Here is a 19,616-nt window from a genome sequence, read left to right as displayed (position 1 = left end):
TTAGACCAGCAGGGAAGCCTCGTCCCTTTTGCCTCGGCATGGCCGGTCTTCGCAACTCAGGGGCGCATGGTCGCCACGCCTGCCGGACGGCAAGCGGATCGTCTGCCAGCGTACACAAAATCAACGGGAACAACAGGATGCTATAGATTCGCCACCCGTCCGATTTGGCTCAATCATGGCGGTTGGGAGTGAAATGCTCTCTCCCTCATCAGTGAAAAGCGTGTCTGTTTCGATGCAATCAGAAATACGCAATCGGCTTCTGGCCTCATTGCCCGAACTCGAGTTCCTGAAGCTGTCCGAGGTCCTGGAGCCGGTCGACCTTCCGCGAGGCTTCCTGATCGTGGCGGCGGATGGCGTGATCGATTACGTATACTTTCTCTGCTGCGGCATCGGCTCGGTTGTCACGGTCTCGCCCGACGGCCAGAAGGCCGAGGCGGGAATGTTCGGGCGGGAGGGGTTTTCCCCGACAACTGCAGGCGTCGGCGGAAGAAGCAGCGTCCACGAAGTCTTCATGCAGGTCGCGGGTCATGGTCACCGCGTGACCATCAGCGCGTTTGACGCCCTGCTTCCGAAAAGCCCGACGCTTGTAAACCTGCTCGCCCGTTTCATCCAGGCTTTCGCCACGCAGATATCCTATACCGCGCTATGCAACGTCGGCTATCAGGTGGACGAGCGGCTCGCACGCTGGCTGCTGATGTGCCACGACCGGGTCGATGGCAACGAGATTGCCCTGACCCATGACTTCATCTCGCTGATGCTCGGCGTCCGTCGTCCGAGCGTGACCACCGCGCTGCACGTGCTGGAGGGCAAGAAGCTGATCTGGTCCGAACGCGGCCGCATCACGATCCGGGACCGCAGCGGCCTCGAGGAGTTTGCGGGCAATGCCTACGGCCGGCCGGAAGAGGAATACCGGCGTCTGATCGGGGACTTCTAGGAGGGAGCCTTCATCAGGTTTACACGGACCTCTCGAACGAGACGGCTGGGAAGATCATCGGATGCGATTGGTGGCGCACCTCATGCCATTGAGGGGCGATCATTGATCAAGTTCTCTGCTGCAGGAGACCGCCAGCGAAGGCGCGTGCAGCGCAAGGCCTCAGAACAGATCCTTCATCAGACGCCGGTATTCCTCTTCCGGCCGGCCGTAGGCATCGCGGGCGAATTCCTCCAGGCCCGGACGGTTCCGGATCGTGATGACACCTCGCTCGGCCTTGATGTAGCCATTGCCTTCCAGCACATGCAGCGACGTGGTCACGCTCGGCCGCCTGACGGCCAGGATCAGCGAGATGTAGTCGTGGGTCAGCTGGATCTCATGCCCAGCCACCCGGTCGTGGCACATCAGCAGCCAGCGCGCCAATCTTTCGTCGACGGCATGAACGGCATTGGAAACAGCCGTATAGGCCAGTTGCACCGAGAACGCCTCGATGGAGCGGATCATCAGCCTGCGGAAATTCACATTCCGCTCCATCCATCCGCGAAAGGCCTGGTATTCCATCCGATAGGCTTCCGCGTGGAGCTGAATGCAGATCTCGTGGGCGCTCAACTCGACATCCGCAATGGCCGCGGTCGGTACGTATCCCTCGAACCCGAACAGGCCGCCCTCGGCACGATGCCCTTCCGGTGTCGTGATGAGGATCGATCCGATGCCGGATTCCAGGAAGAAAACGTTCTCGATCGGCTTGCCGGACGCTGCAACGAGGGTTCCCCGTGGCATGGTGACATGGGTCAGATCCCTGGCGACCAGCTGGTAGTCCTTCGCGGGCAGAAGGCTCAGCAGCTTGTTGCGCACTGCCGATTGCGGGAGAGCAGACATGTGCGCTTCCCTCTCTTGGGGCAAGAGCACGACATCTCCCAGCCGTTCATGCCCTTTCAGTAGCGAACGATACCTATAGTTAGTGCCTCAAAGCTCCGGGCGCAAATTCTTAGTCGCTCCGGCTTCCGGAGGCCACCGCAGGCGGCGTCCAAAAGCGCCCGGATATGGTGCGCTAGCGTACCGGAACGACCTGAATGCGTGTCACGTTCTTCTTCCATTGATGGAGTCCGAAATGAACGTCACCTCCAGGAAACCGGCTGATACGGAGACCCGGGACAGGGAGCGTCTGATCGAAACAATGGCGCCCTCCGTCCATCACATGGCAGACCGCTTCATGCACTCCCGCGAGGCGGCAGCCGAGCTTGCCCGGGCAACCCTTGCAAAGGCCAGGAGAGACCTGGAGGCCGGAGCCGTCAAAACCGCGCTCGATGCCCATCTGTTTCGAATCATGCATGAGATCGTGCTGCAGAGGCTGGGCCTGCGCTAATGCCGGACGCCGTTGGATTGCTGGTCGACCAGGGTATTGATGATGGTCCCGATCTGGCCCACGTGTGAGCCGAACTGAAATGGTCCGTCACCGTCCATTGCATCGTCGAGCACGACGAAGACGTGTGGCACCGCCATCCGTTCGAGCGTCACCACGATGGGGAAGACCTCCTCCGGAGGCTCCATGACATCGATGGCAACACCGATCGCGCAGTGAAGAAGCTTGGGGCGAAAGCTTTCCGGAAGCAGCGGGCCGATGATCTCGATGCCGCTCTGCCGCCAGGCTTCGACGGTGGCCGACGAGAGCGACCCCGGCGTTGCGATGACGATCATTGTGGGTCGATCCAGTTGGGTCATGCTGCCGTGACTACCAGTGCTGCGGGCGCGTTGCGGGGTCTCTTTGGCCTCAACTCGTCGAAGACCGGAAAGTTCGCGTTTTTACAGCGGCCTCCCTGAATTTATGGTCGGAATCGATCTGGATGCTGCGCGCCGCCTCTTCCCGGGCGACTGGCGGCGGTCTCAGTGACCGCCCCCACCCCCAGCCTGGCCCGAGGGCTTGGCGATCAGCGTCACCAGAACCAGCAGGCTGGCAAACAGCACCGTGAGGATGGTGAAGACGTCGATGAAGGACAGGAGCCAGGACTGCTGGGTGACGATGCCCGAAAGTTTCTGGATCGCCACCTGGCTGCCGTCGAGACCATAGCCGTCATAATTGGCACCGACGCTGTTCAGCCAGTCGAGGGCTGCCCAGTTGCCGAAATTGAGCTGCTCGGACAGCCTTGCGTAGTGCTGGTCCGTCCGCTGCGTCAGGACCGTGTTGATGACCGCCAGGCCGACGGCGCCGCCGAGGTTGCGGGTCAGGTTGAAGAGGCCGGAGGCATTGCGGATGCGGGCGGGCGGCAGGGTGCCAAGCGCAATGTTGTTGATCGGCACCATGCAGAGCATCAGCGAGCAGCCGCGCAGGACCTGCGGGATCAGCAGTTCGTAGAAGTCCCAATCGGCCGTCAGCCCCGTCATCATCCAGGTGCCGAGCGCAAAGCCGACAAAGCCGATGCCCATCATGACCCGCGGATCGAGCCGTGACGACAACATGCCGGCGACCGGTGCGGTGAGGAACATGGCCAGGCCCGAGACAAACATGGTCTCGCCGATCATCAGGGAATCATAGCCGCGGATGCGCCCCAGGTAGAGCGGGTAGAGATAGGTGAGGCCATAGAGGCCGATGCCCATGACGAAGGAGAAGAGCGAGCCGAAGGCGAAGTTGCGGTTGGCGAAGGCCTTCAGGTCGACCACCGGGAAATCGACCTTGAAGGCGCGCCAGAAGAAGACCACGGCGCCGCCGACCATGACCAGCGTGCCGATGACGATGTGGCTGTCGCTGAACCAGTCCTTGTTGTTACCCTCTTCCAGCACGTATTCCAGCGAGCCGAGGAAGAGGCCCATCGACAGCAAGCCCCACCAGTCGAACTTCTTCCAGAGGCTCATTTCCGGCTTGTCGAAATCGATCATGCTCCAGGCGACGGCGGTGACGATGATGCCGGGCACGATGTTGACGAGGAAGAGCCAGTGCCAGGAGAAGGCGTGGCTGAGATAGCCGCCGATGGTCGGGCCGATGGTGGGCGCCAGCGTCGCGACGAGACCGATCATCGGCGAGACGATCGAGCGCTTCGACGGCGGGAAGATGGTGAAGGCGGCGGCGAAGACGGAGGGGATCATGCCACCGCCGATGAAGCCCTGGATGGCGCGGTAGACGATCATCTGGTCGATGTTCGTGGCAGTGGCGCAGAGCATGCTGGCGAGCGTGAAGCCGCCGGCGCAGATGGTGAAGAGCACCCGCGTCGAGAGAATGCGCGCGAGCGTGCCCGACAGCGGGATCATGATGACTTCGGCGATCAGATAGGAGGTCTGCACCCAGGCGACCTCTTCCGAGCCGGCGCCGAGGCCCGCCTGGATTTCGGCGAGCGACGCGGAGACGATCTGGATGTCGAGGATCGACATGAACATGCCGAAGACCATCGCGAAGAAGGCGATGAGCTTGCGCCTGTCCATGGGCGGATCGGCGGGAATGGGTCCCGCCAGTGTGGCCGTTGCTGCCATGACCGTTCTCCTTGCGCCGCGCGACCCGCTACTTCGCCGCAGCCACGGCGTCGCCGGAGGGCGCGGTGCGGGTGTCGACGTCGACGACGACGCTGAGGCCCGCCCGCAGGTGCTTGTCGGCGAGCACGTCCGCCGGCAGGGAGATGCGTACGGGAACGCGCTGGATCACCTTGGTGAAATTGCCGGTGGCGTTTTCGGCGGGCAGCATGGAGAAGACGGAGCCGGAGGCAGGCGCGATCGACTGAACCGTGCCCTCGATGTCATGCGCCTCGAAGGCATCCACATGGACGCGCACCTTCGAGCCGGGCTGCAGTTCGCCGATCTGGGTCTCCTTGAAGTTCGCCTCGATGTAGAGCTGCGTCAGCGGCACGAGGGCTGCCAGCCGCTTGCCGGCGGAGACGAGGTCGCCGGTCTGCACGGCGAGATTGCCGACGATGCCGTCATAGGGCGCCTTCAGCACCGTGAAGCTCAGGTCGCGGCTGGCCTGGTCGCGGGCGAGCTCCTGGGCGTGGACGGTGTTGACCGCCTCGCGGCGCTGCGCCTGCAGGAGGCCGATGTTGGCCTGCGCCGACGAAACAGCCGCCTGGCCGGCGACGAGGTTGGCGCGGGCCTGCTCCAGCGCGACCTGGGCATTGTCGAGATCCGCGGCGGTGCCGACGGACTTGTCGACCAGTTCGCTCGCCCGCTTCTGGTTGATCTCGGCCCCGCGAAGGGCAGCCTCCAGGGCGCCCTGCTGGGCCTCGGCCTGCTTCAATGCCGCCTCGCCACCGATGATTTGCGCATCGATGCGGGTGACGGCGAGACGGGAGGCCTCGATGGCGGTTTCGGCGCGGGTGACGGCCAGCTGATAGTCGCCGGCGTCGAGCGTCACCAGCGGATCGCCGGCGTGGACCTGCTGGTTCTCGACGACATTGACCTTTTCGACGTAGCCGGACACCTTGGGAGAGATGATGGCGATATCGCCCTGGATATAGGCGTCGTCGGTGGACACGAGGAAGCGGCCATCGGTCCACCAGTCGTGGCCGTACCAGCCGGCGGCGCCCAGCAGCGCCAGCGCGATCACCGGCAGGACGAGGTTCGGCCGCTTGCGCCTTGCAGGAGGCGCCTTCGCCTCGACCGGTGGCGGCGACGCGGCGGCTTCCCCGGTCGGCGCGGGAGAGCCGACGGTCGAATCGGAGCGGGAAACGTCGCGCAGGGCGCTGGCGGAATGGGAAGCGGTCATGGGAGGCACCATCTGGCAGATGAAAAACGGCATGCAAAGTCATCGAACCCATCGGTTCGGTGAGCTTGACATAGAGCCTCTTCACCGACATATCAAGGCCAATCGAACCGCTCGGTTCGAAAAGGTAAAGAAGACATGACGAAACAGACACAGACGCTTGAGACCACCCCACCCGCCGCTGCCGCCGGCGGGCGCTTTGCTGCCGGCGAGGATCCGGCCAAGCGCGAGCAGATCATCGCCGGCGCCAAGCGGGTGTTCATGACCGTCGGCTTCGACGCCGCCAGCATGAACGACATCACCCGCGAGGCCGGCGTGTCGAAGGGGACGATCTACGTCTATTTCGCCAGCAAGGAAGACCTCTTCGTCGCCATGGTCGACCGCGAGCGCGACCGCATCGCCAGCGACATGCGCGACATCCTGGCCGGCAGCGGGCCGGTGGAGGAGATGCTCTCCACCTTCGGCGTGAGCTTTGCCCGCCACATCACCTCGCCGCAGGTGGTCGACGCCATGCGCACGGTGATCGGCGTCGTGCAGCGGATGCCGAACCTGTCGCGGCGCTTCTTCCACACGACGCCCGGCAATGTCCGCCACGTGCTGGAGGAGTTTCTGCGCCGCCACATCGCGCTCGGCACGCTTCAAATCGACGACACCGATCTCGCCGCACGCCAGTTCATCGAGATGGCGACCGGCAGCTTCTTCAAGTTCCGCCTGTTCGGCGACCTCGACGACGTGCCCTGCGACGCGGAACTGGAGCGCGCCATCTCCGGCGCCGTGCGGGTGTTCATGGCCGCCTACGGGGCGAAGGGCTGAGCGGCGGCGCTGCTCGGGCTGCCATCACGTCACCTCCTCACCATGATCCGACGGGCGCCCGTCGTATTTCGGACCATCGTCCTCTTCCGGCGGCAGGCCGAAGGCGGGGCGCCAGTTGTTCAAGGCTTCCTGATGGCGCTCACCGCGCGGACCGATGCAGGGCGGGAAGGCATCATGATAGCCTGCCTTGTATTGCGCTTCCGTCAGGAAGCCCCGGCAGGCCCGGGCTCTGCGGCAGGCGGAGAGATCGCAGGTCTTCCAGCAGCCCATGAAACTGGTGACGCGCTGGGTGAGCTTCTGAAATTCGCGCGACTTCTGGCGCGGCGCGAGTCTGCTGAACTCTCCCCAGGTGTAGCCGGGCATATAAGGTTGCCTGTCTTCCTCTTCGATGATGCGGCGACATTCCTCTGCGCTTCTTGCCATGGCGTGACCTCCTTCAGGGCACGGGTTTTCGATCACGCAGGCCGTTACGGCCCCCGTGTTGCTGTCTGATCCATCGGAGAGCCCACACGAATGCGGAACCTCACTTTGAGTTTAGTCTGTGGCTCCGCATTCGCGTGGCCTTCGGCGTTCTTTCGGGGTGTCCAGCCCCTACAGGTGACCGCCTCGTCTCGCTGCACGCCAGGTGCGCCCCTCGCGCTTGCACGGCTAAACCGAACCGGGCATGGCTGCCCGGGGGAGACTTGATAGAAGCGCGCGCCTCACGGCACCCGCTCCATGGCCTTCACCTCCTGCCCCCTCCCCGCACGTTACGGTTCAAGACCAGGCGCCGGCCCCCGCCTGCCCGCGAACGTCTCGCGAAACACTCCGGCGACGGAAGCGGGATGATTATGGGGTGGTGGCTGAGGGTGGGGATGCGGGTGGGGGTAAGTGGTTGATATTTGGTGGGTGGGGGTGCGGTTTTGGGGAGTGACGGGTGCTGCAGGGGGGCGTCATTCTGAGGTTGACGGGCGAAGCACGGCCCTCGAAGGATCCGGCTTGCGGTGCGGCCCGCTCTCGCCCTTCGAGGGCTTAGGCGTCAGGCTTGGCCGAGGGAAGGGATGCGCGCCGAGGGCTTGGGTTTGGATCCTCGGGTCAAGCCCGAGGATGACGAAAGAGAGGGGGAGTGAGGGTGACACAAGTGAGAAATAGTAAGTGTGACACAAGCGAGGCAGAGCAAGGCTGCCCCAATTGGGCACATGCGGCTTTTGCGACAACAAGAACGGGAAGGCCTCGGCTGACTGGGCGGGCCACAACGGTGCTGAACCATGGCACCACCTTTCTTGAGGCACCCGTGGCACCCCTCCCCTTTCGTCATCCTCGGGCTTGACCCGAGGATCCACCGCCAAGCACGTCGCTTGACGAGACCGCGTCCGGCCGATCATCCTGCTCGCCATGACGGGATACGTCTACATCGTCACCAACCACAAGCACGGCACGCTCTACATCGGCGTGACTTCCGACATCGCCCGGCGCATCTACGAACATCGCGAAGGCCTGACGCCCGGCTTCACCTCCAGATACGGCCTGACGCAGCTCGTCTGGTACGAGGAGCACTGGGACATCCGCGACGCCATCCAGCGGGAGAAGACGATGAAGCAGTGGTACCGCAAGTGGAAGATCGCGCTGATCGAGGAGCGGAATCCGGATTGGCGGGATCTGTATCTGGAGTTGTGGTGAGGGGGCCGGGATTAGGGCGCCGTGGGCTTGGGGTTGGATCCTCGGGTCAAGCCCGAGGATGACGAAAGAGAGCGGGAGCGAGGATGCCACAAGTGAGGGCGGAGCAAGGGTCCACAGTGAGGGAAGAGCCAGACTGCCAGAGGTGAGACATGCGTCTTTTGCGGCAACAAGCACGGGAAGGGGCCTTAGCTGATTGCCGGGCCACTGCCCTGCTGAAACATCGCACAACCTCTCTTACGGCACCCATGACAGCTCCTCCACTTTCGTCATCCTCGGGCTTGACCCGAGGATACAAACCCGAGAACGTTAAACATATGAAACTCGAGATCAGGCATCTATTCGACTCCACCATTGAGAAGCGATATCGAAGCTTCGCATCGGCATCCGAAGACACCGAAACTCTTAATGCGCAAGGTCAAGATCGCCGGCGGAAGAAGCTTCAGCACATTCTGGATACCGATCCGGAGTTCTACGTCCTCCATCGATGTACAAATATCGCAGCCACGTGGCTCTCATTACTAGCAGTTGCCCTCCTGCAAGATCTTCCCTTAGCCGAAGAAGAGATTGAGCCAACCGCCGAAAAGCTTGCGGCAATCTCGTTCTTGTCGCGGCTGGCCAACGACTTGTGGGCAATCATTGAACTGATAGAAGCAGGGTTTGATCTGCAGGCCAGAGCACTTACACGAGCGTATCTGGAGCACGTGGATGTGCTGATCTGTTGCATCCATGATGAGCAACTAACAGCGCAGTTCGTAGCAGCTGTTGAACCTGACGAAGCCAATGAGTTTTGGCACCGCCATGTCAGCAAGAACAAGATTAAGAGACGTGTATCGGAATTCGTGTCGTCCGTTATCGAGGCGCCGGGCAGCCAAGTGGTCGATTTTCTTCGTGAGGATGCCGAACTAGCCGGATCGATGCTTCTTCACCCGACAATCACTGCGGGGTTCGCAGCAGCCTTCGGTATCGAGGACGATGGGTATGATAGCTACCCAATATTTCCCACGCCGACGGCTTCTTCTGCCGGGACATTCAGAGCCATCCTGATACACCTTTTTTGGCTGTGGTTCGCGATGGGGCCGTTACCACGGAACGCCAATGGCCGCTGGAGGCCCCTTTTTACGAATCCAGAGTTGTCAAACCACATAGCCCTTGAGCGCTTCTCGATATTAATATCGGAAATGCTCGGCTTTCTTCTAGAGTCTCACTTGCTGATGAGGCCTAGTTCGACTGATGACTAGGCAAATAGAGAAGAAGGCGGCCTAAGCCGCCCTCTCCACCGCTCCATACGGATCAAACCGCCCGTAAAACGTCTCCCCGTTCGCCGCCATCTCCATGAGCAGCGGCGTCGGCTTGAAGTGCTCGCCGTAAGCCTCCGCTAACCGCTCGCACAGCGCCACGAACGTCTTCACGCCCATGCCGTCGATGTAGGAGAGCGTGCCGCCGGTGTAGGGGGCGAAGCCGAAGCCGAGGATGGAGCCGACGTCGGCTTCGCGCGGGTCGGTGACGATGCCCTCTTCCATGGTGCGGGCCGCTTCCAGCGCGATGGTGACGAGGAGGCGTTCTTTCAGGGTGTTCACGTCCACTTCGGAAGCCGGCTTCTGCGGGTAGAGGTCCTTGAGGCCCGGCCAGAGCGACTTCTTGGCGGGCTTGGCCGGGTAGTCGTAGAAGCCCTGGCCGTTCTTGCGGCCGCGGCGGTCGAGCACGTCGACCATCTTGTCGATCAGATCCATGTGCTCGGGCTTGACGGCATTGGGGCCGAGATCGGCGATGGAAGCCTTCATGATCTTCTGGGAGAGATCGACGGCGACCTCGTCGTTGAGCGACAGCGGGCCGACCGGCATGCCGGCCATCTTGGCGGCATTCTCGATCATCGCCGGCGGCACGCCCTCGATCAGCATGTCGTAGGCCTCGTTGATGTAGCGGAAGACGCAGCGGTTGACGAAGAAGCCGCGCGTGTCGTTGACGACAATCGGCGTCTTCTTGATCTTCGCGACAAAATCCAGCGCCATGGCGAGCGCCTTGTCACCGGTCTGTTCGCCGAGGATGACCTCGGTCAGCATCATCTTCTCGACCGGAGAGAAGAAGTGGACGCCGATGAACTGCTCGGGGCGCTTGGAATTGCCGGCGAGACCGGTGATCGGCAGGGTGGAGGTGTTGGAGGCGAAGATGGTATCTTCCGAGATCACCGCTTCCACCTGCTCGATGACGGCCTTCTTGACGGCGCGGTCCTCGAAGACGGCCTCGACGACGAGATCGACATCGGCAAGCGTCGAATAGTCCGGCGTCGGGGTGACGAGGGCGAGGAGCTTTTCGCCGTCTTCCTTCGTCATGCGGCCCTTGCCGACCTGATCGGCCACCAGTTTTTCCGAATGCGCCTTGCCCTTGTCGGCGGCCTCCTGGTCGCGGTCGATCAGGACGACGGGGATGCCGGCAGCAGCCGTGACATAGGCGATCGAGGCGCCCATGAAGCCGGCGCCGACAACGCCGACCTTCTTGATCTCGGTCTTCGGCACGCCGGCCGGGCGGCGGGCGCCCTTGCCAAGCTCCTGCATGGAGACAAACAGCGAGCGGATCATCGAGAAGGCCTCGGTGGTCTGCAGGATCTGCGTGAAGTAGCGCTGCTCGACCTTCAGGGCGGTGTCGAAGGGCAGCTGGAGGCCCTCGTAGACGCATTTGAGGATGGCGAGGGCGCCCGGGTAATTGCCGGCGGTCTCGCGGCGCAGGATGGCGGGCGCGGCCGGGAAGAGCTGGGCGGCCGCGGGCGTCCAGACGCCGCCGCCGGGCACCTTGAAGCCCTTCTCGTCCCAGGGTGCGACGGGCTTCAGGCCATCCTTGATCATCTGCTTGGCGGCGGTGATCAGTTCACCCGGCTCGACCACCTGGTGGACGAGACCCATGGCCTTGGCGCGCTGCGCCGTCAGCGAAGAGCCCGTCGTCATCATCTGCAGGGCGTCCTGGGCGTTGGCGAGCCGCGGCACGCGCTGGGTGCCGCCGGCGCCGGGGAAGATGCCGACCTTGACCTCGGGCAGCGCGATCTTCACCGCCTTGGCATTGGCGGCGACGCGACCGTGGCAGGCGAGCGACAGTTCAAAAGCGCCGCCCATGCAGGTGCCGTTGATCGCCGAGACCCAGGGCTTGCCGTTCGTCTCGATGCGGCGGAAGAGTTGCGACATCTGGCCGGCGGCATCAAACAGCTTCTGGACGGCGGCCTGCGGGTCCTTCGCCTTTTCCTCGGCGAGCATGGAGAACATCGACTTGATCATGGTGAGATCGGCGCCGCCGGAGAAGGACGACTTGCCGGAGGTGAAGACGACGCCCTTGACGGCCGCGTCGGCGACGGTCGCCGCCAGGATCTGTTCGATCTCGGCCATCACCTCGAGGGTGAAGACGTTCATGGATTTGCCGGGCATGTCCCAGGTGACGAGCGCGATGCCGTCTGCGTCGGTTTCGACGGTGAAGTTCGTGTAGGTGCTCATGTTGGGGTACCTCTTCCCTAAAATTCTCAAATGTTTACCGAAGCCAGACGAACAGACCGAAGGCAGCAAAGACCAGAAGGAGAAACACGAACAAGCCGCGATTTTCAGCCTTCAGCTTTCGCGCATGCTCCCGCGGGTCTTCTGCGAGGCTCGAGCGATAGGCATCAGCCATGTCGCGATCGAGATTGTGCTGCGCATATTGCTGCTCGATCTCGTTCTTTTGCTGCTCGTAGACCTCAGGCTTCGGTGTCATCAGGCTTGCTCTCTCTTCCGTCATCCTCGGGCTTGACGCGACCGTCGGCCGCTCCAGGACTGGCGCGATCCGGCCGGGTGAAGCCCCTCCCCACAAGGGGGAGGGTTAAGACTGCCTCAAACCCTCTCGATGATCGTTGCCGTGCCCATGCCGGCGCCGATGCAGAGGGTCACGAGCGCGGTGTTGAGATCGCGGCGTTCCAGCTCGTCGAGCACCGTGCCGAGGATCATGGCGCCGGTGGCGCCGAGCGGATGGCCCATGGCAATGGCTCCGCCGTTAACGTTGATCCTGTCGTGGCTGATGTCGAAGGCCTGCATGTAGCGCAGGACGACCGCGGCGAAGGCCTCGTTCAGCTCGAAGAGGTCGATGTCGGCGATCGACATGCCGGAGCGCTTCAGGAGCTTTTCCGTGACGTCGACCGGGCCGGTCAGCATCAGCGCCGGGTCGGAGCCGATGTTGGTGAAGTGGCGGATTCTTGCACGCGGCTTCATACCCATGGTTTCGCCGCCGGCCTTCGAGCCGATCAGGACGGCTGCGGCACCATCGACGATGCCGGACGAATTGCCGGCGTGGTGGACATAGGTGATCTTCTCGACTTCCGGATGCGCCTGGATGCCGACGGCCTCGAAGCCGCCCATCTCGCCCGGCATCTGGAAGGAGGGGTTGAGGGAGGCGAGCGACTGCATGTCGGTGGTCGGGCGCATGTGCTCGTCGCGGTCGAGGATCACGAGGCCGTTCTGGTCCTTCACCGGGATGACGGAGTGCTTGAAGTAGCCCTTCTCCCAGGCACTGGCGGCGCGCTTCTGGCTTTCCACCGCATAGGCGTCGACGTCGTCGCGGGAGAAGCCGTATTTCGTGGCGATCAGGTCGGCGGAGACGCCCTGCGGCATGAAATAGGCGGGGAAGTTGACCGAAGGGTCCATGTACCAGGCGCCGCCGGACATGCCCATGCCGACGCGCGACATGCTCTCCACACCGCCGGCGATGACGATGTCGTCGGAGCCGGCGGCGATCTTGCCGGCGCCGAAGTTGACGGCGTCGAGGCCGGACGCGCAGAAGCGGGAGATCTGCATGCCGGGTGCTGCGAAGGAATAGCCGGCCTCGAAGGCGGCGGCCTTGGGGATGACGGCGCCGGCATCCATGACCGGATCGACGCAGCCCATGATGATGTCGTCGACGGTCGAGGTGTCGAGGCCGTTCCTGTCGCGGATGGCTTCCAGCGTCTTGGCCGCCAGGCGGACGGAGGGCACCTCGTGCAGCGATCCATCCTTCTTGCCGCGGCCGCGCGGCGTGCGCACGTGATCGTAAATGAAGACTTCGGTCATGGTGTCATCTCCCTGGTGGCAATCCGTGTTGCCTTACTATCAAACGGGAGAGGAAGACCCCTCCCAAACCCTCCCCACAAGGGGGAGGGCTTAACCCGGCCGCGCCGCCGACGCTCAGAGGAGGCAGGCGGCTGCGACTTGTTCTCTCCCCCCTTGTGGGGGAGATGGCCGGAGCGCAGGCGGGAAGGGTTCATGGGCTTGGCGAAGTCCCCTCCCCGACCCTCCCCACAAGGGGGAGGGAGTTGTTTAGAACGCTTCGGCTGCCAGTTCCATCATGGTGTCGGCGCCGGTTTCGATGCGGGCCTTGCGGAGCGCCGTTTCCGGCATGATGCGCTCCATGTAGAACTTCGCGGTGACGAGCTTGGTCTTCAGATACTCCTCGCGGGCGTCGCCGGCGGCAAGACCCGCCTGGGCGGCCTTCGCCATCTTCGCCCACATGTAGCCGAGTGTCACCACACCGAAGAGGTGCATGTAGTCGGTGGAGCCGGCGCCGGCGTTGTCGGGCTTGGCCATGGCGTTCTGCATGAACCACATGGTGGAGGCCTGCAGGTCGTTCAGGCCCTTCTTCAGCCCCTTGGTGTAGAGGCTCATGGCCTCGTCGGCGCGGTTTTCCTCGCAGAAGTCGCCGATCTCCTTGAACATGGCCATGACGGCGCGACCGCCGTTCAGCGCCAGCTTGCGGCCGACGAGATCGAGCGCCTGAATGCCGTTGGCGCCCTCGTAGATCATCGCGATGCGGGCATCGCGGACATACTGGCTCATGCCCCATTCCTCGATGTAGCCGTGGCCGCCGTAGACCTGCTGGGCCATGACCGCGTGGTCGAAGCCCTTGTCGGTGAGGACGCCCTTGAGGATCGGGGTGGCGAGGCCGAGCAGGTCGTCGGCTTCCTGGCGCTCCTTCTCGTCGGGCGAGCGGTGGGCGATGTCGGACTTCAGCGCCGTCCACAGCATGAAGGCGCGGCCGGCCTCGTTGAAGGCCTTGATGGTCATCAGCGTGCGGCGGATGTCGGGATGGACGATGATCGGATCGGCCTTCTTTTCCGGCGCCTTGGGGCCGGAGAGCGAACGGCCCTGGATGCGTTCACGGGCATAGGCGACGGCGTTCTGGTAGGCGGTCTCGGCGATCGAGAGGCCCTGAAGGCCGACGCCGAGGCGGGCCTCGTTCATCATCACGAACATGGCCGAGAGGCCCTTGTTCTCGGCGCCGATCAGATAGCCCACCGCCTCGTCGTAGTTCATGACGCAGGTGGAATTGCCGTGGATGCCCATCTTGTGCTCGATGGCGCCGCAGGTGACGGCGTTGCGCTCGCCGACCGATCCATCTTCCTGGACCATGAACTTCGGCACGATAAAGAGCGAGATGCCCTTGGTGCCTTCCGGCGCGCCCTCGATGCGGGCGAGCACCAGGTGGATGATGTTGTCGGTCATGCCGTGTTCGCCGGCGGAGATGAAGATCTTCTGGCCGGACAGCTTGTAGGTGCCGTCGCCGTTCGGGACGGCCTTGGTGCGCAGCAGGCCGAGATCGGTGCCGCAATGGGGTTCGGTCAGGTTCATGGTACCGGACCAGGTGCCCTCGACCATCTTCGGCAGGTAGGTCTGCTTCTGCTCGTCGGAACCGTGGACAAGGATCGCGGCGATCGCGCCCTGGGTCAGGCCCGGATACATCATCAGCGACATGTTGGCCGACGACATGTATTCGCCGACGGCGGCGTGCAGCGTATAGGGCAGGCCCTGGCCGCCGAATTCCTCCGGTACGGCCAGACCGATCCAGCCACCCTGGCAATACTGGTCATAGGCTTCCTTGAAGCCCTTGGGCACCGTGACGGAGCCGTCGTCGTGGCGGGTGCAGCCTTCCTGGTCGCCGGAGAGATTGAGCGGGAAGAGCGCTTCCTCGGCCACTTTCGCGGCTTCGCCGAGAATGGCTTCGACCATGTCGGGAGAGGCATCGGCGAAGCCCGGCAGGTTGCCGTAGCGCTCCAGACCAAGCACGTCGTTCAGCACGAAAAGGGTATCGGTTACCGGAGCCTTGTAAACAGGCATGGTCGAGCGTCCTCCATATCCTCGCGCGGACCTCCAAGTCCGCCCATCATGGCTGCCATAAATAATTGACGTTTGCGTAAACGTCAAACATTCGCGGCAGGATTTTTTGCCACATCCGCAACGGCGATCACGGCCCGCTTTCCAGCGCAAGCGCCCCGCAAAGCTACTTGAATGGTTAAAAAAGTCTCCCCTGGTTAACGGCTTATTTACCACGTCGGAGGAAATACTCGACATTGAAGCGAGGTGTCCCGTCCGGTCGATGTTCGGCCACCGGAGGACCCTCGTTCCACCGCATGTCCCGGTGGCTGGCCAGGGCACATACATTCCGCCACGGCCGGAAACCACGGCCTACCGCCACGCGTAACGTTGGAACGAGCAGCAATTATGAACGGTTCACGATCGACATCTCCCCGACCCGGCGACAGATCGTCCCTTGATGCGCTGAACCGGACGATCAAGGGACTGGAATCGCGCATCGAGGGCCTGATGCAGGCGTCCCGCGAACCACGGCATGCGGAAGCGGCACCCTTGCCAAGGCAGCTCGCGGAGGATCGCACCACGACCGCACCGCCGCTGTTCCCGGCCTCGCCCACACCGGGCTCGATCGACCCGCTTCAGGAAATCCGCAACCGCCAGCGCATGCTGGCCGCCGCACGGGAAGACGCTGTCCGGGCAGAGCCCGCCGCACCGCCCGCCATGCCGCGGCCGCGGCTGGAGCGTCGTCCCGAGGCGCGTCCCGCCGAGCCGCACCGCCCAGTCCCGCCGCAGGGCGCCACCAGAGCTTCCGGTGACGACATTTCCCTGCGCGAGATCGCCGAGGCACTGGTCAGCCTGCGCCAGGAACTGAAACAGGATATTGCCGACGGCGTTGCGCAGGAGATGAACGCGCTGCGCGCCGAGGTGACCAGCATCCGCTCGGTCGCGCAGGAACAGCAGATCGGCGACGCGTTGCGCCATGACCTGGCTCGCCTGGCCGACGGCATCGAGACGCTCGGCCACCGTGGCGGCCCCGAGGCCGATGCGTTGCGCCGCGAATACGACGAGCTGCGCTCCGTCCTCGAAGGCCTGGCGCGAGAGGACAGCCTCCGGCACCTCGACGCCCGGTGGCAGGGGATCGAGGACCGGATCGTCGACTTCGACACGCAGGAACTGCGCGAGGATCTGGTGGGGCTTGCCTATCGGATCGACGACATCAAGAACCAGCTCGGCTCCATGAACAACGGCCCGGCGGTCCGCGGCATGGAACAGAAGCTGATGGCGATCGCGACCGTCATGGAGCAGCTTGGTTCGCGCATGCAGCCGAACGACGAGGCGCTGAACGAGCAGTTCGTGCTGCTTGCCGACCGCCTGGACGAAATCAGCCGGGCGATTGCCGCGGGCAGTCGCGCCGCATCCGCCTCCGCCGCCGACCACACCGCCTTCCAGAGGCTGGAAAGCCGGATCGCCGGTCTGTCCGAACAGATCGACACCATGGCGACGAGCCCGCGTGCGGAATCCGACGAGGGACTTTCGGAGCGGATCGAAGCTCTGTCGGGCCGTATCGAGCAGCTGTCGACGGAAGAAGTCGCTCTGCGGCTGGAGGAACGGCTCGAGCAGCTGTCGCAGATGCTTGCCCAGCCGAGCCGGCCGGACGAGCAGTCCGGCCTGACCGAATATCTCGCCGACATCTCCGACAAGATCGACCGCCTGGGTCACGGACAGATCAACGAGGCGCTGGCGGAGCGGCTCGACTATCTCGCCCGCCGCATCGACGAGATGGACTATAACCAGAGCCTGCAGCAGCCGGCCGCGGAACAGGCCGCGATCGGTCGCATCGAGGACAGGCTGAGCGACATCGCCGCGCGCCTGGACGAGACCGTGCAGGGACCGATCGGCGACAGTGCCGCGCTGAAGAGCCTCGAAGCGCAGATCTCCCATCTTTCGAGCCTGATGAGCGACCCGTCGCGGGCGGCATCGCCCGAGATCGAAAACCGGGTCACGGCGCTCGAAAGCTACGTGAGCACCAACGACGAATACATCATCGAGGCGGCACGGCAGGCCGCAGAGGCGGTGGTGGACAGCTTCGCCCGTCGCGGCAATTCTGCAGCGCCCGCCATGGACATGTCGGCGCTGACGGCCCTTGCCGAAGACCTTCGGCAACTCGAGGAACTGACCCGCAGCACCGAGGCGCGCTCGCAGCACACGCTCAACGCGCTGCACAGCACGCTCGTGCAGATTGCCGACCGCCTGGACACGATGGAGGACCGCTACGCGCCGGCCGTCGCGCAGCAGCCGGCCATGCAGCAGAATGCGGCACCATGGGAGAGGGCATCCGCCGGTCCCGTTGCCGCGCCGACCGATCCGTTCAAACCGGCAGGTCCATCGCCGGAGGTGGACGATTTTCATGCCGACCTGCTTCAGTCTCTGGCGGGAAGCACCTCGCACACAGCCGTGCGGGCGCCGGATGCGCGGGCACCGGGTAGCACGGAGAAGGACGGTGCAGCCCCCGAGGTCGAAGCGGACCAGCCGACCGTGGACCCGGACGGGTCCCCCGCGACCATGGCGGAGGAAGAGCCTTCAAGGCAGGGCATCTTCACCAAGATTTCCCAGCGCCTGCGGCCGGGACAGAAAACCGTTGCCTCGACATCGGGACGCACCGTCGTTGACCCGGCACCCTCCCTCGATCCGGTGGACATGCTGCCACCGGAGCGGGAGCATGAACCGCTCGAACCCGGCTCCGGCACACCGGACGTGCGCCAGATCCTCGAACGCGTCCGCGCCAGCCAGGCGGCAGCCGGCGGCGGCGGCACGCAGGCCAGCGTCTCCGAACGCGCCGACTATATCGCAGCAGCCCGCCGGGCAGCCAAGGCGGCAGCCCTGGAAACAGACCCCTCCAGCGCTACCGGTGGATCCAAGAACCCGGGAAACAGCGTGATCGGCAGCGCGCTCTCGCGGCAGCGCCGTCCCATCATGATGGCGGTCGGTGCCGTGCTGCTGGCCGTGATGGCGATACCGCTCGTCCAGACGCTGACGAGCGGCGAAGAGGCTCCGCTGCCGCCGGCCGTCACGCAGGCGCCCGTTTCGGATGAAGCACCGGAAGGCGAAGCGGATCTGGCCGAGGCAACCGATGCGCCCGCGGAGGCTCCGGACGTCGTCGCCGGCCCGGCGTCCACGACGCCTGCCGAGACCACGGCGGAGATCTCGCCGGCTGGCGGCCCTGCGGCAGAGGATGCGGCGCCGGCCGCCGTTACCCCGGTCGCCCGCGACACCCAGCAGGCCTCGATGATGGAGCCGCGCCCGGCTGCCGGTGTCGCATCCACTCTTAATGCCCCCGCCCCTGCCGAAGCCGCGCCGGAAGCGGCCGGCACTGCGGCGGCCGAGCCGACGGCACCGGCGATCGTCGTCCCCGCCTCGATCGGACCAAAGTCGCTGACGGATGCTGCCGAAGCCGGCGATCCCGTCGCACTGTTCGAGATCGGTGCCCGCTACACGGAAGGCCGCGGCGTCGCAGTCGACCTTTCCGAAGCGGCCACCTGGTACAGACTGTCGGCCGATCGCGGCTTCCCGCCTGCCCAGTACCGGCTCGGCAATCTCTTCGAGAAGGGCACCGGGATCGAGCGCGATCTCGACAAGGCCATGACCTACTACCAGCAGGCCGCAGCCGCCGGCAATGCCAGCGCCATGCACAACCTGGCGGTCCTGAACGCTTCGGGCGCCGAGGGCGAGCTGGACTATGCCGCCGCCGCCGACTGGTTCAAGAAGGCCGCCGAGCTCGGCGTCTCCGACAGCCAGTTCAACCTCGCCATCCTCTACGCCCGCGGCAACGGCACGACGCAGAACCTCGTCGAATCCTACAAATGGTTTGCCATCGCCGCCAAGGGTGGCGACCAGGATGCGGCGCAGAAGCGCGACGAGGTGGCCAAGGCGATGCGCCAGCAGGACCTGGAAGCTGCCCGCGCCGCCGTGGAGGCCTGGAAGCCCAAGCCGCTCGACACGCGCGCCAACGGCGTTCAGCTTCCCGACGAATGGGCCGGCGAAATGGCGGTGAAGACATCGTCGGTGGACATGGAGAAGGCGATCCGCAACATCCAGGCCATCCTCAACAAGAACGGCTTCGACGCCGGAGCGCCAGACGGCAAGATGGGACAGAAGACCATCGGCGCCATCAAGGAATTCCAGACCTCGCTCGGCCAGGAACCGACCGGCAAGATCGACGACGCCATGGTCAAGGAATTGCTGGCGCGCAACAACTGACGGATCGACGCCGTAACGCGGCGTTGAGCACACCGTCACAAAAACGGGAAAATGCCGGTGTAATCGGGGTTTGCACGTTGACTCAACCCCGAGGTCGGGCGCATGACAAAACCATGGTTGCACCGGTCTTTTCGGGTCGCCTGCAACAGATTTCCCGACGCTGACGCGGAGTGGTCCATCCGCATGGCGACACCGCCTCGTCCGG

At 64.1% G+C, this 19,616-nt stretch carries 15 protein-coding genes; 6 read left to right on the top strand and 9 right to left on the bottom strand.

What is annotated here, in order from left to right; genetic code table 11:
* Nucleotides 1-220 precede the first annotated feature (220 nt).
* Complete coding sequence (locus EO99_RS0115325) at nt 221-934, top strand: Crp/Fnr family transcriptional regulator (protein ID WP_037112106.1); 714 nt, start codon at nt 221-223, stop codon at nt 932-934.
* A gap of 159 nt (nt 935-1,093) precedes the next feature.
* Here the strand turns inward: EO99_RS0115325 and EO99_RS0115320 are convergent, their stop codons facing one another.
* On the bottom strand, nt 1,094-1,810 hold the full coding sequence (locus EO99_RS0115320) for a Crp/Fnr family transcriptional regulator (protein WP_029619503.1): 717 nt from the start codon (nt 1,808-1,810) through the stop codon (nt 1,094-1,096).
* A 232-nt stretch (nt 1,811-2,042) separates the two neighbouring features.
* On the opposite strand from EO99_RS0115320, the gene EO99_RS0115315 reads away from it, so the two are divergent.
* Complete coding sequence (locus EO99_RS0115315) at nt 2,043-2,297, top strand: hypothetical protein (RefSeq protein WP_156034831.1); 255 nt, start codon at nt 2,043-2,045, stop codon at nt 2,295-2,297.
* Here the strand turns inward: EO99_RS0115315 and EO99_RS0115310 are convergent.
* The 3 genes from EO99_RS0115310 to EO99_RS0115300 all read right to left on the bottom strand — a co-directional run bounded on the left by EO99_RS0115310 (nt 2,294) and on the right by EO99_RS0115300 (nt 5,615).
* On the bottom strand, nt 2,294-2,629 hold the full coding sequence (locus EO99_RS0115310; RefSeq protein WP_029619501.1) for a hypothetical protein: 336 nt from the start codon (nt 2,627-2,629) through the stop codon (nt 2,294-2,296). The two genes, EO99_RS0115315 and EO99_RS0115310, sit on opposite strands and share 4 nt — an antisense overlap.
* A gap of 186 nt (nt 2,630-2,815) precedes the next feature.
* On the bottom strand, nt 2,816-4,393 hold the full coding sequence (locus EO99_RS0115305; protein ID WP_029619500.1) for a DHA2 family efflux MFS transporter permease subunit: 1,578 nt from the start codon (nt 4,391-4,393) through the stop codon (nt 2,816-2,818).
* Nucleotides 4,394-4,421: 28 nt separating this feature from the next.
* A complete protein-coding gene (locus tag EO99_RS0115300; RefSeq protein WP_029619499.1) occupies nt 4,422-5,615 on the bottom strand; it encodes an HlyD family secretion protein in 1,194 nt (397 codons plus the stop codon).
* A 135-nt stretch (nt 5,616-5,750) separates the two neighbouring features.
* Here EO99_RS0115300 and EO99_RS0115295 point away from each other — a divergent pair, with 135 nt between their 5' ends.
* A complete protein-coding gene (locus EO99_RS0115295; RefSeq protein WP_029619498.1) occupies nt 5,751-6,425 on the top strand; it encodes a TetR/AcrR family transcriptional regulator in 675 nt (224 codons plus the stop codon).
* 24 nt (nt 6,426-6,449) lie between these two features.
* Here the strand turns inward: EO99_RS0115295 and EO99_RS0115290 are convergent, their stop codons facing one another.
* Nucleotides 6,450-6,848 (bottom strand): hypothetical protein, encoded by a 399-nt coding sequence (locus EO99_RS0115290; protein WP_029619497.1) that lies wholly within the window; start codon nt 6,846-6,848, stop codon nt 6,450-6,452.
* A 951-nt stretch (nt 6,849-7,799) separates the two neighbouring features.
* Here EO99_RS0115290 and EO99_RS0115285 point away from each other — a divergent pair.
* Both EO99_RS0115285 and EO99_RS0115280 read left to right on the top strand, forming a co-directional pair.
* Entirely contained in the window at nt 7,800-8,084 is a 285-nt protein-coding gene (locus EO99_RS0115285; RefSeq protein ID WP_029619496.1) for a GIY-YIG nuclease family protein, read from the top strand.
* 314 nt (nt 8,085-8,398) lie between these two features.
* Nucleotides 8,399-9,322: a hypothetical protein gene (locus tag EO99_RS0115280; protein ID WP_029619495.1), complete on the top strand. Its 924-nt coding sequence runs from the start codon at nt 8,399-8,401 to the stop codon at nt 9,320-9,322.
* A 21-nt stretch (nt 9,323-9,343) separates the two neighbouring features.
* Here EO99_RS0115280 and EO99_RS0115275 read toward each other — a convergent pair whose 3' ends face one another.
* The 4 genes from EO99_RS0115275 to EO99_RS0115260 form a co-directional block, all read right to left on the bottom strand.
* Complete coding sequence (locus EO99_RS0115275) at nt 9,344-11,560, bottom strand: FAD-dependent oxidoreductase (protein WP_029619494.1); 2,217 nt, start codon at nt 11,558-11,560, stop codon at nt 9,344-9,346.
* Nucleotides 11,561-11,594: 34 nt separating this feature from the next.
* Nucleotides 11,595-11,813, bottom strand: a complete 219-nt coding sequence (locus EO99_RS0115270) for a lysozyme inhibitor LprI family protein (RefSeq protein WP_029619493.1) — start codon at nt 11,811-11,813, stop codon at nt 11,595-11,597.
* Between the two features lie 116 nt (nt 11,814-11,929).
* Nucleotides 11,930-13,138 carry an acetyl-CoA C-acetyltransferase gene (locus EO99_RS0115265; protein ID WP_029619492.1) on the bottom strand — a complete coding sequence of 403 codons (1,209 nt, stop codon included), beginning with the start codon at nt 13,136-13,138 and terminating at the stop codon, nt 11,930-11,932.
* A 246-nt stretch (nt 13,139-13,384) separates the two neighbouring features.
* The gene (locus tag EO99_RS0115260) at nt 13,385-15,178 is read right to left on the bottom strand and encodes an acyl-CoA dehydrogenase C-terminal domain-containing protein (protein ID WP_029619491.1); all 1,794 of its coding nucleotides are present in this window, start codon (nt 15,176-15,178) and stop codon (nt 13,385-13,387) included.
* 384 nt (nt 15,179-15,562) lie between these two features.
* Here EO99_RS0115260 and EO99_RS0115255 point away from each other — a divergent pair, with 384 nt between their 5' ends.
* Nucleotides 15,563-19,411 carry a peptidoglycan-binding protein gene (locus EO99_RS0115255; RefSeq protein ID WP_029619490.1) on the top strand — a complete coding sequence of 1,283 codons (3,849 nt, stop codon included), beginning with the start codon at nt 15,563-15,565 and terminating at the stop codon, nt 19,409-19,411.
* The last annotated feature ends 205 nt before the right edge of the window (nt 19,412-19,616 follow it).

Source organism: Pseudorhizobium marinum, from assembly GCF_000705355.1.
GTDB classification, from domain to species: Bacteria; Pseudomonadota; Alphaproteobacteria; order Rhizobiales; family Rhizobiaceae; genus Neorhizobium; species Neorhizobium pelagicum.
This window is presented reverse-complemented; position numbering and strand designations above follow the sequence as displayed.